Origin of the sequence: Micromonospora sp. WMMD734 (assembly GCF_049178975.1) — a bacterium.
Taxonomy (GTDB): domain Bacteria; phylum Actinomycetota; class Actinomycetes; order Mycobacteriales; family Micromonosporaceae; genus Micromonospora; species Micromonospora wenchangensis.
In genome coordinates, this window is record NZ_JBMHMK010000001.1 from 6,412,372 (window position 1) to 6,428,022 (window position 15,651).

Annotated in this window: 12 protein-coding genes; 8 read left to right on the forward strand and 4 right to left on the reverse strand. The window is 74.2% G+C overall.

Going from position 1 to position 15,651, the window contains the following annotated elements:
* The first annotated feature begins 120 nt into the window (after positions 1 to 120).
* A complete protein-coding gene (locus ACN267_RS27910) occupies positions 121 to 975 on the forward strand; it encodes a lysophospholipid acyltransferase family protein (protein WP_204958169.1) in 855 nt (284 codons plus the stop codon).
* A 106-nt stretch (positions 976 to 1,081) separates the two neighbouring features.
* Here the strand turns inward: ACN267_RS27910 and ACN267_RS27915 are convergent, their stop codons facing one another.
* The 3 genes from ACN267_RS27915 to ACN267_RS27925 all read right to left on the reverse strand — a co-directional run bounded on the left by ACN267_RS27915 (position 1,082) and on the right by ACN267_RS27925 (position 4,182).
* Entirely contained in the window at positions 1,082 to 1,951 is an 870-nt protein-coding gene (locus ACN267_RS27915; protein WP_204958170.1) for an HAD family hydrolase, read from the reverse strand.
* Between the two features lie 107 nt (positions 1,952 to 2,058).
* A complete protein-coding gene (locus ACN267_RS27920) occupies positions 2,059 to 2,922 on the reverse strand; it encodes a DUF5667 domain-containing protein (protein WP_421490005.1) in 864 nt (287 codons plus the stop codon).
* Between the two features lie 228 nt (positions 2,923 to 3,150).
* Positions 3,151 to 4,182 (reverse strand): ECF subfamily RNA polymerase sigma factor, BldN family, encoded by a 1,032-nt coding sequence (locus ACN267_RS27925; protein WP_204957614.1) that lies wholly within the window; start codon positions 4,180 to 4,182, stop codon positions 3,151 to 3,153.
* A 708-nt stretch (positions 4,183 to 4,890) separates the two neighbouring features.
* Here ACN267_RS27925 and ACN267_RS27930 point away from each other — a divergent pair.
* From ACN267_RS27930 to ACN267_RS27960, 7 genes are all read left to right on the forward strand, one after another.
* Positions 4,891 to 5,145 (forward strand): glutaredoxin family protein, encoded by a 255-nt coding sequence (locus ACN267_RS27930; protein WP_145921833.1) that lies wholly within the window; start codon positions 4,891 to 4,893, stop codon positions 5,143 to 5,145.
* A gap of 293 nt (positions 5,146 to 5,438) precedes the next feature.
* Positions 5,439 to 6,209 (forward strand): redox-sensing transcriptional repressor Rex, encoded by a 771-nt coding sequence (locus ACN267_RS27935; RefSeq protein ID WP_145921832.1) that lies wholly within the window; start codon positions 5,439 to 5,441, stop codon positions 6,207 to 6,209.
* Complete coding sequence (locus ACN267_RS27940; protein WP_421490006.1) at positions 6,206 to 7,597, forward strand: glutamyl-tRNA reductase; 1,392 nt, start codon at positions 6,206 to 6,208, stop codon at positions 7,595 to 7,597. Before ACN267_RS27935 ends, ACN267_RS27940 begins: the two co-directional genes overlap by 4 nt.
* Positions 7,594 to 8,562, forward strand: a complete 969-nt coding sequence (hemC, locus tag ACN267_RS27945) for a hydroxymethylbilane synthase (protein ID WP_421490007.1) — start codon at positions 7,594 to 7,596, stop codon at positions 8,560 to 8,562. The genes ACN267_RS27940 and hemC overlap by 4 nt, the downstream gene beginning before the upstream one ends.
* Positions 8,559 to 10,139, forward strand: a complete 1,581-nt coding sequence (locus ACN267_RS27950; protein ID WP_204957617.1) for a uroporphyrinogen-III synthase — start codon at positions 8,559 to 8,561, stop codon at positions 10,137 to 10,139. Before hemC ends, ACN267_RS27950 begins: the two co-directional genes overlap by 4 nt.
* A gap of 19 nt (positions 10,140 to 10,158) precedes the next feature.
* Positions 10,159 to 11,142, forward strand: coding sequence for a porphobilinogen synthase (gene hemB, locus ACN267_RS27955; protein ID WP_204957618.1), 984 nt, complete (start codon positions 10,159 to 10,161; stop codon positions 11,140 to 11,142).
* 541 nt (positions 11,143 to 11,683) lie between these two features.
* Complete coding sequence (locus ACN267_RS27960; RefSeq protein ID WP_239484961.1) at positions 11,684 to 12,301, forward strand: helix-turn-helix transcriptional regulator; 618 nt, start codon at positions 11,684 to 11,686, stop codon at positions 12,299 to 12,301.
* 56 nt (positions 12,302 to 12,357) lie between these two features.
* Here the strand turns inward: ACN267_RS27960 and ACN267_RS27965 are convergent, their stop codons facing one another.
* Complete coding sequence (locus ACN267_RS27965; RefSeq protein ID WP_421490008.1) at positions 12,358 to 15,630, reverse strand: lamin tail domain-containing protein; 3,273 nt, start codon at positions 15,628 to 15,630, stop codon at positions 12,358 to 12,360.
* Positions 15,631 to 15,651 lie beyond the last annotated feature (21 nt).

The following is a 15,651-nucleotide window of genomic DNA, read 5'->3' on the forward strand; positions in this document are numbered from 1 at the left end:
CCCACCCCCGCCTCGCGCAACGGGTCGGGCCCCGACCCGACCGTCCCCGCGACGCCCCGTCCCACCCCGGCCACCCCGGGTCCGGCCGCCTCCGGTCCGGCGGGTGGGCGCTCGCCGGGGGTGGAGCGGCCCGGTGACCCGTGGGACCGTCGGGTCGCCTCCGGGCTGGCGTTCCTGCGCCGCCGCCTGGCCGGCCAGTACGAGGTGGACGAGTTCGGGTTCGACCCGGAGCTGACCGGGGCGGTCTTCCACCCGCTGCTGCGGCTGCTCTACCGTGACTGGTTCCGTACCGAGGTCACCGGCCTGGAGCACGTGCCCGCCGACGGCGCCGGCCTGGTGGTGGGCAACCACTCGGGCACGGTGGCCCTGGACGCGCTGATCCTCTCCGCGGCCCTGCACGACCAGCATCCCGCCCACCGCTACCTGCGGTTGCTCGGCGCGGACCTGGTCTTCCGGATGCCCGTGGTCTCCGAGCTGGCCCGCAAGACCGGCGGTACGGTCGCCTGCAACCCGGACGCCGAGCGGCTGCTCGGCAACGGTGAGCTGGTCGGCGTCTTCCCCGAGGGGTTCAAGGGCATCGGCAAGCTCTACTCCGACCGTTACAAGCTGCAACGCTTCGGTCGGGGCGGCTTCGTCTCGGCGGCGTTGCGCACCGGCACCCCGATCGTCCCGGTCGCCATCGTCGGCGGCGAGGAGATCTATCCGATGCTGGCCGACATCAAGCCGCTGGCCCGGCTGCTCAAACTGCCCTACTTCCCGGTCACCCCGACGTTCCCGTGGCTGGGGCCGCTGGGCATGGTGCCGCTGCCGAGCAAGTGGCTGATCGAGTTCTGCCCGCCGATCCCGACCGCCCACCTGACCGACTCGGCGGACGACCCGCTCGTCGTGTTCAACCTCGCCGACCAGGTCCGGGAGACCATCCAACAGACCCTGCACCAGCTGCTGGAACGCCGCCCCGACCCGTTCGGCCCCTGAGCCCACGCCGCCGACCGCCCGGTCCCCGGGGCAGTGCTGCGCGGCCCGGTCCCCCGGGGCAGCGGTGCGGCGAACCCGGCCCCCGGCAGCGGTGCGGCGGTCCGGGTCAGGCCGGGCGGCGACGTCGGTGCAGCGCCCGACCGGCGGAGACCGCGCCGGCCAGCAGCCCGAGCGCGGCCGTCGACGGTACGGCGATCCGCGCGGCCCGGCGACCGGTGCGGAAGTCCCGCACCTCCCAGCCCCGTTCCCGGGCCACCCGCAGCAACGCGCCGTCCGGGTTGACCGCCACCGCGCGTCCCACCGTGGTGAGCATCGGCAGGTCGTTGCAGGAGTCGCTGTAGGCGGTGCAGCGGGGCAGGTCGAGCCCTTCGACGGTGGCGAGCTGGGTGACCGCCTCGGCCTTGGCCGGCCCGTGCATCAGCTCGCCCACCAGCCGACCGGTGTAGGCCCCGTCGACCACCTCGGCGACGGTGCCGATCGCGCCGGTCAGGCCGAGCCGGGCGGCGATCACCCGGCCGATCTCCACGGGCGCGGCGCTGACCAGCCAGACCCGCTGCCCGGCGTCGAGGTGCCGTTGGGCGAGCCGACGGGTACCGGCCCAGATCCGGGGTGCCATCAACTCGTCGAAGATCTCCTCGGCGAGCCGTTCGACGGCGTCGACCCGCCAGCCCTCGACGAAGGCGAGGGCGGCCTGCCGGGCCTGCGACATGTCGCCGGCGTGCTCGGTGGCCAGCAGCCGGTACCGGGCCTGCCGCCAGGCGAACCGGGCCAGGTCACCGGTGGTGAAGTAGCGGCGGGCGGCAAGCCCCCGGGCGAACCAGTAGATCGACGCGCCGCGCATCATCGTGTTGTCGACGTCGAAGAACGCGGCGGCGCGGGAGTGGGTCGGCGTGGGCCCGGTGGCCGTCGCCTCCGCCCAGCCGGTGGTGTGCCCGTGGGCGTCGGTGCTGACCGTGACCCTGCGGGTGTCGGCCATCATGGCACCTCCCTGCGACGAGCGGCCCTGCGTGATCGAGCCTAGTCCGGCGCGGACCGTGGCCGACCGGCCGGCGCGGGAACTGTGGTGTGCGGCTCCGTCGCCGGTCAGCGGTAGGTCGGGCAGGTGCCGGGCACCGGGCCGAGGGCGTCGCTGCCGACCGGGGCAGGCAGCGCGCAGGCGAGCGCGGTACGCAGCGCGTCGGAGCGCTTGCGGATGGCGTCGAGCAGGGCGAGGGACTGCCGGGTGCGGTCCCGCTCGGCGACGCCGGCCCCGTCGAGCAGGCCACCGACCGCCCGGCGCTGCCCGCTGACGAAGGTGTTCACCGCGTCCAGCGCCGCCGGATCGCCGTGCTGCACGGCACCGCCGGTGAGCAGTCGTACGCCCTGGCGGGTGTCGGCGTCCATGTCGTCGAGGACCGCGCTGAACCCGGTCGCGTCGTCGCGGAGCGTGGCCGCCTCGTCGAGCCGGGTCCGGGCGAAGTCGAGGAAGAGTTGCCCCCGGCTGACGTCCGAGCTGGCCAGGGCGAGCTGGGCGCGTTCGGTGGAGCGCTTCATGCCGTACAGGGCGTCACCCGGCACCGCGTTCTCGCTGGCGGCCGAGATGCCGGAGACGGCGACCGCCCCGGCCGCGATGCCGACCAGGATGGCACCCCGGGCCCGGGCCCGTCGGGCGGTCGCCCCGCCCAGCAGGGAACCCCGGCCGGTGGCCTGCGGTGTGCCGTCGGTGACCGCCTCGGCGGTGTGCTCGCGTTCGGCGGTGGCCACCAGCATGGCCCGCAGGCCGGCGCGGAACTCGACGTCCACCTGGATGTCGGGTCGTTCGGCGACGAGTCGCTGCCCGACCGCCACGAGCCTGGTGAGCTGGTCGTCGGCACGGGACCGGACGTGGTGGCGTCGGCCGCCGTTGGCCTCGTCGAGAAGCTGGGCGAAGCGTACGGCCCGACGACGGGAGAAAAGGTCGCTGTCCACCGCAGGCACCCCCTCTCGCTGGTCACGGCCGGTCGGCCGCGGTGGTCCACGCGACCGGCGGCGGCGTGCACCGTCGTACCAGGGTCGTGGTCGGCGGCGCTGCTCCGGACCGGGACGGGTCCGGGGGCGCCGGACAACCACCGGCCGCACCCGGAGAAACGCTCCGTGCCGGGCCCCGGTTACGGGGCGGTCGGGAGCGAAATCACGAAGAGTGATCGTCGCTGCAGGTCAGGGCTGGAATCCGTCCGGCAGCAGCCGGGCCAGCGCGCGGACCGCGCGGTACTGCAACGCCTTGATCGCTCCCTCGTTCTTGCCCATCGCGCGGGCGGTCTCGGCCACCGAGAGGCCCTGGAGGAAGCGGAGCACGATGCACTCCTGCTGCTCCGGGTTGAGCCGGGTGACGGCGGTGAGCAGCGCGACGTTGGTGATGTGCTCGACCACCGCGGCCTCGGGGCTGCCCTCCGGCCCCCGGTCCTCCCGGTCGGCGTCGAGCACGTCGCCGGTGGTCACCTCCAGCCGGTAGCGGCCGGACTTGAAGTGGTCGGCGACCAGGTTGCGGGCGATGGTGACCAGCCAGGCGCCCAGGTCGCGGCCCTGCCAGGTGAAGCTGCCGATCCGTTTGAGGGCGCGCAGGAAGGTGTCCGAGGTGAGGTCCTCGGCCAGTTGCCGGTTGCCGACCCGGAAGTAGACGAACCGGAAGACGGTGTCGACGTACCGGTCGTAGATCAGGCCGAACGCCTCGGCCTCGCCGGCCTGGGCCCGTTCCACCAGGGTCCAGACCTCGGTGGCCGGGTCGGAGGGGTCGGGGCGGCTCGGGAAGCCGGTGGGGGAGGTGCCGGCAGGCGTCGCCGCGGTGCCGGGCGGCTCGGCGGCCGGCGCCGGCGGCGGCCCGTCGGGTACGGCCGGGATCAGGGCGGTGTCGTCGGCGGGCACGGCCGGGATGACGGCGGTGTCGTCGGCCGGCACCACCGGGATCACGGCGGTCTCCCCACCGGCCGGGTCGGTGACGGCGGGAGGCTCACCGACCCGTCGGGTCTGCGTCGGCATCGGGGGCCGGGAGTGGGAGGTCACCCGGCCGGCCGGCGTGGCGTTGCCGCCGGGGGCGGCGGGCCGGGGGGCCGCCTCGTTGGGGTGCGGACGCTGGTGCGGCCGGCGGGGCGTCGCCTCCGGGCGGGCCGGGTCGAGCCGTTCGTTGACGGTGGCCCGGGGCGTCGGCCCGGTCAGTCCGGTGGGACGATCCGGGTAGCCGAAGGCGGTCACCGGGCCTCCCCGCAGCGGGTCACGACGGTGACCGGACGGCGGTGGACGGCCGCCGTGCCGGGTCTGCCCCGGACGGGCAGGGCCGTGTGGGGGGGTGCCGACGCGCGGCAGATCCCCTTGAGGTGCTGGTCCAATGCGCGCACAGGCACGGGGGCCTCCTCGGGCTGAGGGGTGTCGACTCACGGCAAATGGGGTGAGCCGACCCGAGTGATGATAGGGCCAACGTCACCCGCGTGTGCCAAGTCCGTTACACAGGGCCAAAGTATTTGCCCGGCTCGCCGACCCCTGGCGGACCGGTTGTCCGTCGTGGTCGGTTGACTTTCACGTCACGGCTTGTTCCCTGGTGGAAATTGCAGCCCAGGGGGGTGGTGGAGGGCCGCCGGGGCCCCGCGCGTCCGGTCCGCCGGGCAGTGTCCACAGGTCCGCCCGGCGCGGCTGCGCGGGTGGTTGCGCCGGCCCCGATCGGGTGGTCCGGTCGACGGTGCGTGACCGTCCGGTGTGTGGGCCTGGCCGGGCGGCCGACGGCGTGTCAGACTCAGCCACCGCGCGACCGGCTCGGCCGTCCCGGGTGTGCCGCACCGGGGGACGGGCGAGACTGGGCGGGTGGGCCCGGCCCGCCGCCGGGCATCCGGCACCGGTGCGCAGCGGTCCGCCACCGTGCGCATCCCCGTCGCGGCCGACTCCGGCCGCCCTCACCCGGAGGTCCCGATGTCCACTGCCGCCCGGCTCGCCCTGATCACCCGGCCCGGTTGCCACCTGTGCGAGGACGCCAAGGCCGCGCTGGACCGGGTGGTGGCGGTCACCGGGGACCGGTGGGTGGAGAAGGACGTCACCGGCGACGTCGAGCTGGAGCGCGAGTACGGCGACCGACTGCCGGTGGTGCTGCTCGACGGCAAGGAGCACGGTTACTGGCGGGTGGAGGAGGAGCGGTTGCTGCGCGACCTGACCACCCCCCAGCTCTAGGGTGGCGTGGATCACGCTGGGTCATCGAGCGAGCGCGATTGGTGAGAGAAGTCGGGATTGCGCAATAATCGCGCGGCGGCACCGCTGGCGTGCCCGATCGATCTTGTGGGATGGGGGAGCAGGTGCAGGGCGGCCGCGATTCAGCAAGATCGCGATTTGTGCACGTCTTCACAAGCGCCTACTCTGTAGTTTCGACGCGCCCTGCTAGCACGGCCGGCTCGCCCGGTCACCGGCGGGGGTCCCCCAACGGGCGGGCACCGGAGCCGGCCGAGGATCGCACCGCACGGAGTCTCATGAGTCAGCACCGTCACCCTGGCGCGCCCGGCCGCGCCGGTGCCGTACCGGCGCTCCCGGACCTCCCGGAGGCGACCGTCGCACGGCTCCCCGAGTATCTCCGCGCCCTGCACAACCTCGCCGACGCCGGCCACGAGACGGTCTCCAGCGAGGGGCTGGCCGGGGCGGCCGGGGTCAACTCGGCCAAGCTCCGCAAGGATCTCTCCCACCTCGGCTCGTACGGCACCCGGGGGGTCGGCTACGACGTCGCCCTGTTGATCGACCAGATCGAGTTCGTGCTCGGGCTCACCCAGCGCCGGGCGGTCGCCCTGGTCGGGGTGGGTAATCTCGGTCACGCCCTGGCCGGCTACGACGGCTTCGCCAGCCGGGGTTTCCGGATCGCCGCCCTGTTCGACGCCGACGCGTCGCGGGTCGGCGAGATGATCAACGGGCTGGTCGTCCGGCACGTCGACGAGCTGCCCCGGGTCGCCGCCGAGGAGGCGATCTCGATCGGCGTGATCGCCACCCCCGCGCCGGCCGCCCAGGCGGTGGCCGAGCAGCTGGTCGCCGTCGGCGTCACGAGCATCCTCAACTTCGCGCCGTGCGTACTCTCGGTGCCGGACGGGGTCGACGTGCGCAAGGTCGATCTCGCCATCGAGCTTCAGATCCTGTCCTTCCACGAGCACCGCAAGGCGTCGTTGACCGCGCTGCCCGCCGCCGGCGGCTCCGCCCTCACCGCCCTGCCCGGCGGGCTCGCGACCCCCGACACCCAGGAGGCGATCGGCACGTGAAGCTGCTCGTCGTCGGCGCGTCCTACCGCACCGCTCCCGTGGCGACGCTGGAGCGGTTGGCGGTCGCCCCCGCCGACCTCACCCGCACCCTGGACCGCCTGGTCGCCCAGCCGTACGTCGCCGAGGCGGTGCTCGTCTCCACCTGCAACCGGGTGGAGGTGTACGCCGCCGTGTCCGGTTTCCACGGCGGTCTCGGCGACGTCTGCGCCGTCCTCGCCGAGCAGGCCGGCGCGCCGCCCGCCGCCTTCGCCAGCCACCTCTACGTGCACTACGACTCGGCCGCCGTCGACCACGTCTTCCGGGTCGCCGCCGGGCTGGACTCGATGGTGGTCGGCGAGGCGCAGATCCTCGGCCAGCTCCGCGACGCCTACCACTGGGCCTCCGGCGCGGACACCGCCGGGCGGCTGCTGCACGAGCTGATGCAGCAGGCGCTGCGGGTCGGCAAGCGGGCGCACGCCGAGACCGGCATCGACCGGGCCGGCCAGAGCGTCGTCACCGCAGCCCTGGACCTCACCGCCGAACTGCTCGACGGCGACCTCGCCGGCCGGCCGGCCCTGGTGGTCGGGGCGGGCGCGATGGGCGCGCTGAGCGTGGCGACGCTGTCCCGCCGGGCCGCCGGGCCGCTCACCGTCACCAACCGGGGGGCCGACCGGGCCGTCCGGCTGGCCGAGTCGTACGGCGCGAACGCCGTCCCGATCGCCGGACTCGTCCCCGCGCTCTCCACAGTGGACATCGTAGTGGCCGCCACCGCGGCCACCGAACCGGTCCTCACCGTCGACGTGGTGACCCAGGCGCTCGACCGCCGCGACCCCGACCGTGGACCGCTGGTCCTGCTCGACCTCGCCGTGCCCCGCGACGTCGCCCCCGAGGTGGCCGGGCTGCCCGGCGTCGAGGTGATCGACATCGACCGGATGGCCACCCTGCTCGCCGACGGCCCAGCCGCCACCGACGCCGCCGAGGTCGGCCGGATCGTGACCGCCGAGGTCGAGGCGTTTCTGAGCTGGCTGCGCGGAGCCGACGTGGCACCCACCGTGGCCGCCCTGCGCGGTCGCGCCGACGACGTGGTCACCGCCGAACTGCGCCGGCTCGCCCAGCGTCGCCCCGACTTCAGCGACGACCAGCGTGCCGAGGTGGCCCGCACGGTGCACCGGGTGGTGCAACGGCTGTTGCACCAGCCCACCGTCCGGGTCCGCCAGCTCGCCGCCGAGCCGGGCGGCGACCAGTACGCCGCGCTGCTGCGCGAGCTGTTCGACCTCCAGGTGCCGCAGACCTCCGGGGTCGACTCGGTGCCCGACGTGGTCGAGACCGTCGACGGCCGTGGTCCGTTCGGGGGCGCCGACGCGCCGGCGACCGACACCGACCAGCCGTCCACCGGAGGTGAGCGATGAGTACCCCCCTGCGCCTGGGCACCCGGGGCAGCGCCCTGGCGATGGCCCAGTCCGGCCACGTCGCCGAGGCGGTCACCGCGGCGACCGGCCGCGCCGTCGAGCTGGTCGAGGTGGTCACCGCCGGGGACCGGTCGTCCGCGCCGGTGCAACGCCTCGGCGTCGGCGTCTTCGTCTCGGCGCTGCGCGACGCGTTGACCGCCGGCACCATCGACCTGGCCGTGCACTCGTACAAGGACCTGCCCACCGCCGGGGCGAGCGGGCTGCACGTCGCGGCCGTGCCACCCCGGCAGGACCCGCGCGACGCGCTGGTCGCCACCGGTGGGCGTACCCTCGCCGAGCTGCCGGCGGGGGCCGTGGTCGGCACCGGGGCGCTGCGCCGTATCGCCCAGCTGCACGCCCTCGGCCTGCACCTGGAGGTCACCCCGATCCGGGGCAACGTCGACAGCCGGCTCGCCCGGGTGCTCGGCCCGGACGCCGACCTCGACGCCGTCGTCGTGGCGCGGGCCGGGCTGGCCCGGCTCGGCCGCACCGACGTGATCACCGAAACGCTCGACCCGATGCTCATGCTGCCCGCGCCCGCCCAGGGCGCGCTGGCCGTGGAGTGCCGGGCCGACGACTCCGACCTGGTCGAGCTGCTCGCCGTGCTCGACCACGCACCGTCGCGGGCCGCGGTCGTCGCGGAACGCGCGTTGCTGGCCACCCTGGAGGCCGGGTGCTCCGCCCCGGTCGCCGCCTACGCCGAACTCGCCGAAGGCGAGAACGGTGACGAGATTTACCTGCGCGGGGCGGTGATCAGCCCGGACGGTTCGCGAGACCTCCGGCTGTCCCGCACCGGAACGCCCGCCGACGCGGCGGAGATCGGCAAGGCACTCGCCGCCGAACTCCTCGAACTCGGCGCCGACTCGATCCTCGGCCACGAAGGAAGCACCGGCCCGGGGACCCAGCAATTTGGGAGCACAGAATGACCCGCACCCGTAAGCCCGTCGGCCGCATCGCGTTCGTCGGCGCCGGACCCGGTGACCCGGGCCTGCTGACCCGCCGGGCCCACGACGCCCTGGTCGACGCCGACCAGGTGGTCTACGACCGGGGAGTCCCCGAGACGCTGCTCGACGTGGTCCGGGCCCAGGCCCGGTCCGACGCCCAGTTCAGCCCCGCCGAGGGCGTACCGGGCGACGTGGCGAAGATGCTCATCAGCGCGGCCCGCTCCGGGCTCAACGCGGTGCACCTGGTCGCCGGCGACCCGTTCGGCCACGACTCGGTGGTCAAGGAGGTGCAGGCGGTCGCGCGGACCGCCGCGCACTTCGAGGTGGTGCCGGGCGTCGGCCAGGCCGAGGGCGTCGCCACCTACGCCGGGGTGCCGCTGCCCGGGGTACGCACCGCCGCCGACGTCGAGGACGTCGGCACGCTGGACTTCGACGCGCTCGCCGCCGCCGTCGGCCGGGGGTCACTGGCCCTGGCCGTCGACGCCGGTGACCTGGCCGCCGTGCGGGACGGCCTGCTGGCCGCCGGGGTGGACGGCACCACCGGGGTCGGGGTGACCGGCGACGGCACCGGCGAGACGCAGTACACCACCACGTCGAGCGTGGACTCGTTCGTCGCGGCGGCGCTCGGCTTCACCGGCCGGGTGGTGCTCACCGTCGGCGAGGGCGTCGGCCAGCGGGACCGGCTGAGCTGGTGGGAGAACCGCCCGCTGTACGGCTGGAAGGTGCTCGTTCCCCGGACCAAGGAGCAGGCTGGCGCGATGAGCGCCCGGCTGCGCGCGTACGGGGCGATCCCGTGCGAGGTGCCGACCATCGCGGTCGAGCCGCCGCGCACCCCCGCCCAGATGGAGCGGGCGGTCAAGGGGCTGGTCGACGGCCGGTACGCCTGGGTGATCTTCACCTCGGTCAACGCGGTCCGGGCGGTCTGGGAGAAGTTCGCCGAGCACGGTCTCGACGCCAGGCACTTCGGCGGCGTCAAGATCGCCTGCATCGGTGAGGCCACCGCCGACGCGGTACGCGCCTTCGGCATCCAGCCGGAGCTGGTGCCCGCCGGGGAGCAGTCCTCCGAGGGGCTGCTGGCCGAGTTCTCCCCGCACGACGAGATCCTCGACCCGGTCGGCCGGGTGCTGCTGCCCCGCGCCGACATCGCCACCGAGACGCTCGCCGCCGGGCTCACCGAGCGTGGCTGGGAGGTCGACGACGTGACCGCGTACCGCACGGTCCGGGCCGCCCCGCCGCCCGCCGAGATCCGCGACGCGATCAAGTCAGGCGGGTTCGACGCGGTGCTCTTCACGTCCTCCTCGACGGTGCGCAACCTCGTCGGTATCGCCGGGAAGCCGCACGCGCGTACCGTGGTTGCCGTCATCGGGCCCAAGACGGCGGAGACCGCGACGGAGTTCGGCCTGCGGGTCGACGTGCAGCCGCCGCACGCCTCGGTGCCCGACCTGGTCGAGGCGCTGGCCGCCTACGCCGTCGAACTGCGTGAGAAGCTCGCCGCGATGCCGGCGAAGCAGCGTCGGGGTTCGAAGGTGCAGGGGCCGACCGCGCTCAGGTTCCGCTAGCCGTACTGGGAGGCCCCTCATGCCGTACCCCGAGATCCGGCCCCGCCGGCTGCGTCGCAACGCGGCCGTGCGGCGGCTGGTCTCCGAGACCCGCGTCGACCCGGCCGAGCTGGTCGTGCCGATGTTCGTCAAGGAGGGGCTGACCGAGCCACGGGCCATCGCGTCGCTCCCGGGGGTGCTCCAGCACTCGCGGGACTCGCTGCGCAAGGCGGCCGTGGCGGCGGTCCAGGCCGGGGTCGGCGGGATCATGCTGTTCGGGGTGCCCGAGCGGCGGGACCCGACCGGCTCCGGCGGCACCGACCCGGCCGGCATCCTCAACGTCGCCATCCGCGACGTGGTGGCCGAGGTCGGCGACGCCACCGTGGTGATGAGTGACCTGTGTCTCGACGAGTTCACCTCGCACGGTCACTGCGGGCTGCTCACCCCCGACGGCGGGGTGGACAACGACGCGACCCTGGCCGCGTACGCCGAGATGGCGGTGGCCCAGGCGGACGCCGGGGTCGGCATGGTCGGCCCGTCCGGGATGATGGACGGCCAGGTGGGCGTCGTCCGCCGGGCGCTGGACGCCGCCGGCCACGCCGACGTGGCGGTGCTGGCGTACGCGGCGAAGTACGCCTCCGCCTTCTACGGCCCGTTCCGCGACGCCGTCGAGTCGGCGCTCGACGGTGACCGGCGCACCTACCAGCAGGACCCGGCGAACCTGCGGGAATCGTTGCGCGAGGTCGAGCTGGACGTGGCCGAGGGCGCCGACCTGGTGATGGTGAAGCCCGCGCTGCCCTACCTCGACGTGGTGGCGGCGGTCCGGGCCGCCGTGGACGTCCCGGTCGCCGCCTACCAGGTCTCCGGCGAGTACGCGATGGTCGAGGCGGCCGCCGCGAACGGCTGGATCGACCGCGAGCGGGTGATGCTGGAGACGCTCACCTCGATCCGTCGGGCCGGTGCGCAGATCATCCTCACCTACTGGGCGGTCGAGGCCGCCGAGCTGCTGCGCCAGCGCTACTGATCGCGGGGGCGGGCTGCGGACGCCGTGGCCCACGCCCGTGGCCGTGGCTCCTCGCCCACGCCCCTGCACCTGGCTCCCCGGCCCCGCCGCCGTCGGCGGGCGCCTGCTGCCGGCGTGGCTGGTCCCTCATCGGCGTCGACCGCCTGCTCGGCGGTCAACCGATCTGGTTACTCTCCGCACTTTTCGGCTCCCCCTCCACCACCCTGGTTCACACGCTTTGCTCTGCTGCCCTCTATGCGACGCTTACCGTGGGTGCCTGTCGCCGATTCGGCAGCAGAGCAAAGCGTGCGAGGGGGAGTAGGGCTGGGTGGAGAGAGGTTGGGCGTTTCCGCTGTTCAGGCTGTTTTTGCGGATCTTGGTGATGTGGATCCCTGCCCGAGGTGACATGACTCACGGTAATTGACGGGTCGGGTCGGTGAAGTGACCCTGTGTAATCGATGCCGGGTCGCAAATGAAGCGGGTTTTCCACAGGCCTGGGCGTTGTCCACAGGTGATGACGGCGGGATTGCGACGGGGTTCGGCCGGGCGCGACGGTGGCGACATGACCGACCCCGCGCCGCCGCACCGACCTGGCACCCACCCCACTCCGGTCCCCGCGGCTCCCACCGCCCCGGACACCCGCCCGGCTGCCACCTCCCCTCCGACGCCGGACGGGGAAGGGGACGAGCCGCCGACCTTCCTCAGCACGCCCTACGACCTGCCGTGGCCGGCGGCCGGGATCGTGCGGGCGGTCCGGCGGCGTGCCGACGCGAGTCAACGGGAACTGGCGCGCTGGGCGGGGGTGCATCACGGCACGGTGGGGCGGATCGAGGCGGGTGCGCTCACCCCGAGCATCGCCCTGCTGCGCCGGATCATCGCGGCGGCCGGTTTCCGGCTGGCCGTGGTCGACGAGTTCGGTCGGGTGCTCACCCCGATGCGGGACCGCGACGACGCCCGGGACGGTGCGGGCCGCCGCTACCCGTCGCACCTGGACACGATTCTGGACCCGGAACCGGGTGAGTGGTGGGCGGACGTCTACGGGCTCGCCCGGCCACCGGAGACGTTCTACCGTAACCGGGCCGTCCGGGACGCGATGCGCCGCCGGAGCCAGTGGGAGGTGCGGGTGGCGAAGTACCGCAACGTGCCACCGCCGCCCCGGGTGGTGCGCCCGCCATGGTGACGGCCCGCCGATCCGGCGGGAAGCCGGACCGACGGGCCGTCGGAGGTACGCGACGCTCAGTCGTCGTCGGTGATGGTGCCGATCGCCAGCAGGTCGGCGAACCGCAGGTTCAACGGGCCGGCCACCGCGAAGGCGATCTTCTCGTCCGGCTCCCGCTTCTGGTCACCGCGAACGGTCACCGGGAACGCCAGCGAGGTCTGCCCGGCGGGCAGGGTCCGGCAGCCGACGTACGGGGTGAAGTCCAGCACCACCGTCGCGGTGAGCCCCACCGTGGCGGCGCAGAGCGTGGTCGGCTGGGACAGCGGACGGGACACGGTGACCTGGAACGTCATCGTGCTGGTGCCCCGGTCGCCCTCCACCACGGTGGCGTCGGCCACCCGCAGCGACGGCTGGCTGCGGAACCGGGCCACCTGCGGGTCGTGGTCGCTGGCCCCCCGGGTGCCGTCCCCGGTGAACTCCGCAGGCCAGTCCGCGTTGACGTGCGCGGCCCGGATCTGCACCAGGTCGGCGTGCAGCGCGTCGTTGACGAACAGGTTGTCCAGCGTCTGCGCCGACCCCTGGAAGCTGTACGAGTACGCCGCCGACGGCACGTCGGCCACCAGGTCGTCCCAGAGGTTACGCAGGCCGGCGCGGTAGAGCGGGCCGAGCTGGTCCGACGGGGTCGGGTTCGCCCCGGTCGCGATCGGGTCGTCCGGGCGGGGGAAGACGTTCAGGTCCCCGCCGTACACCACCCGGGCGTCCGGGTCGGCCGCCTCGATCGCGGTGACGATCGCCGCCCCGTACGCGGCCTGCTCGGTGCGCTGCCCGACCCGGGTGTCCGGCCCGGACGAGTAGTGGTTGCTCAGCGCGTACAGCAGGTAGGACTCCGACCCGCCGGGGGTCGCCTTCACCACGAACTTGCCGAGCTGCGGGGCCCGGGTGAAGACGTTGTTGCCGTCCTTGCCGGTCGAGGTGTCGGTGTCGGCCGGCAGCACCGCGTTGAGCGCCTTCGGGTTCTGCACGTCCGCGTTGGACGCCAGCCCCGCCGACCGGTACTGCACGGTGGGCGCGGAACCGAGCAGCGGGTCGGTGGCGCTCGCCCCGGCCAGCGACAACCGGTCGGTGCGGTACAGGAACGCCGAGGTGATGCCCCGGGCGTCCGCGCCGGTCCGGTCGTACGCCGCCGCGTAGGCGGGACCACCGGCGGCCCGCACCGCCAACGCCAGATCCTGGAGGGTGTCCGGCGCTCCGTCGGCGTTGTCGGTGGTGCCACAGACCAGGCTGCCGCCGGAGACCGAGCAGATGTCCTGGTCCTCGGCCTCCTGCACCAGGATCAGATCCGGGGCGTGCAGGTCGGTGCGGATCTGCGCGGCAAGCTCCGACAGGTGCTCCCGGTATTCGGCCTCGCTCGCCGGCACGTAGTCGAACGGCGGGGACACCCCCGGGCAGCCCGCGTTGCCGGTGAAGTCGCAGCCGTCGAACGGGTCGTCGCGGAAGTCGTACAGGTTCTCCACGTTGTAGGTCGCCACCGCGACCTCCCGGGCCCGGTCCGCCGGGCGCGGCGGGTTGTTCGCCGCCGGGTCCACCCCGGCGGTCAGGGCCAGCGACTCCGGCTGCACGCTGAACTTGCTGAAGCCGTACGACACCGCGCCGAACGCGTCGGCGGTGAGGGTGTCGAAGGTACGGGCCGGCGGGAGCAGCGCCGTCGAGTCACCGGCGGTGGCCTTCACGCCGCCACCGCCGAGCAGGATGCGCTGCCCGTTGCCGTTGTCGAAGACCTGCCCCGGCACGTCGTCCAGCGGGTGGGCGTCCCGGAAGACCCGGCGGGCGTACGGGTCGGTCCGCTTCAGCAGCGGGTCCGCCCGGTCCACCACCCACACCTCGGAGTCGGCGGTGGAGCCGAACACGTCCCGGGGACCGGTGACGCCGGAGCCGCTACGGACCCGCAACCGGGCCCCCTCGTGCCGCTCCCAGAACCGGTCGGCTGCCGCCGCGTCGGCCGGCGGGACGGCGTCGTCCACGGTCACGGCGGTGTTCACGTCGAGCCCGGTGTCGAGTCGGCGGACCAGCGAGGCACCGGAGAGCTGGGTCTGGTCGAAGTACTCCGACACCCGGCCGCGCAGCACCACCTCGTCGCCGACGGTCGGCGCGTAGCCGCCGATCAGCGTGGTGAAGGATCCCATGAAGACGAAGATCCCGTCCGAGCTGAGCGGGTCGCCGTCCTCGGTGCCGGTGCGGCTCTGCAGGTAGAAGCCGTACTGGTCGGCACCGGCCGAGGTACGGGCCAGCGACTTCTGGGTGATCACGCCCCGCACGTCGTACAGCAGCGGGCTGGTGCCGGTGCCGGAGGGCGGGGCGAGCGGCGACCGGTCGGTACGCGGGTTCTCGTCGTCGCGGGTCGGGCCCTGCACCTGGCCCACCGACAGCACCCCGTTGGCCTGCACGGTGAGCGAACAGGTGGCGGTGCCGCCGTCGGTGTCCGTCGCGGTCACGGTGACCGTGTACGTGCCGGCGGGCAGGCCGGTGGCGGTGACCGTCGCGGTCGCCGTGCCACCCGGCGCGGTCGCCGGGGTGAACGCGGTACGGCTGATCGAGCCGCCCGCCGGGGCCGGGGCGACCGCGGTGACCGCCAGGTCGACGACCGTGTCGTCCGGGTCGGTGCCGGTGACCTCCCGGGTGCCGGTCGCGCCGGCCTCGATGGTCAACGTCCCGCCGCAGGTCAGCACGGCCGGCTGGTCGACCGGGCCGCCGCCGTCGAGAGTGTGCGCGCCCAGCCCGTCGAAGGTGTCGGTGGGGTAGCCGGCCCACTGGGCGGCCGGGTCGAACGCGTCGGACGGGTCGGTGTCCCCGCTGGACACCGACGGCAGCCGGCGCAGCGTGTTGTCGGCGGTGCTGGTCAGCCCGCTGCCCCACTCGCTACCCGGGTCGACGCCGACCTGCCCGATCGCGTCGAGCACGACGGCACCCCGACGCAGCACGATCGCGTCGTCGCCGTTGAACAGGCTCGCGCCGGTGGTCTGGTCGGCCTGGGCGAGGATCGCCGGGCCGGCCGACGCGGCGGCGAAGACGAACACGTCCCCGGCGGCGACGGTGCCGGTGAGGGCGATCGTGGTGGCCGTGGTGGACCCGTTGAAATAGAGCTGGAGCTGGTAGCCGCCGGCGGTCAGGTCGACCGCTGCGCCGGTGCCGTTGTACAGCTCGATAGCCTTGTTGTTGGACGAGCCTTCGACGTACTCGGAGATGAACAGGTCGGTGGGCGCGGCGGTGGCCGCGGTGGGAGCGACGCCGAGCACCGGTACGGCGACGACGGCGACGGTGGCGAGCGCGGCGAATCTGCGGCGCAGGCGCATGGGGCCTCCACGATGGGTGGA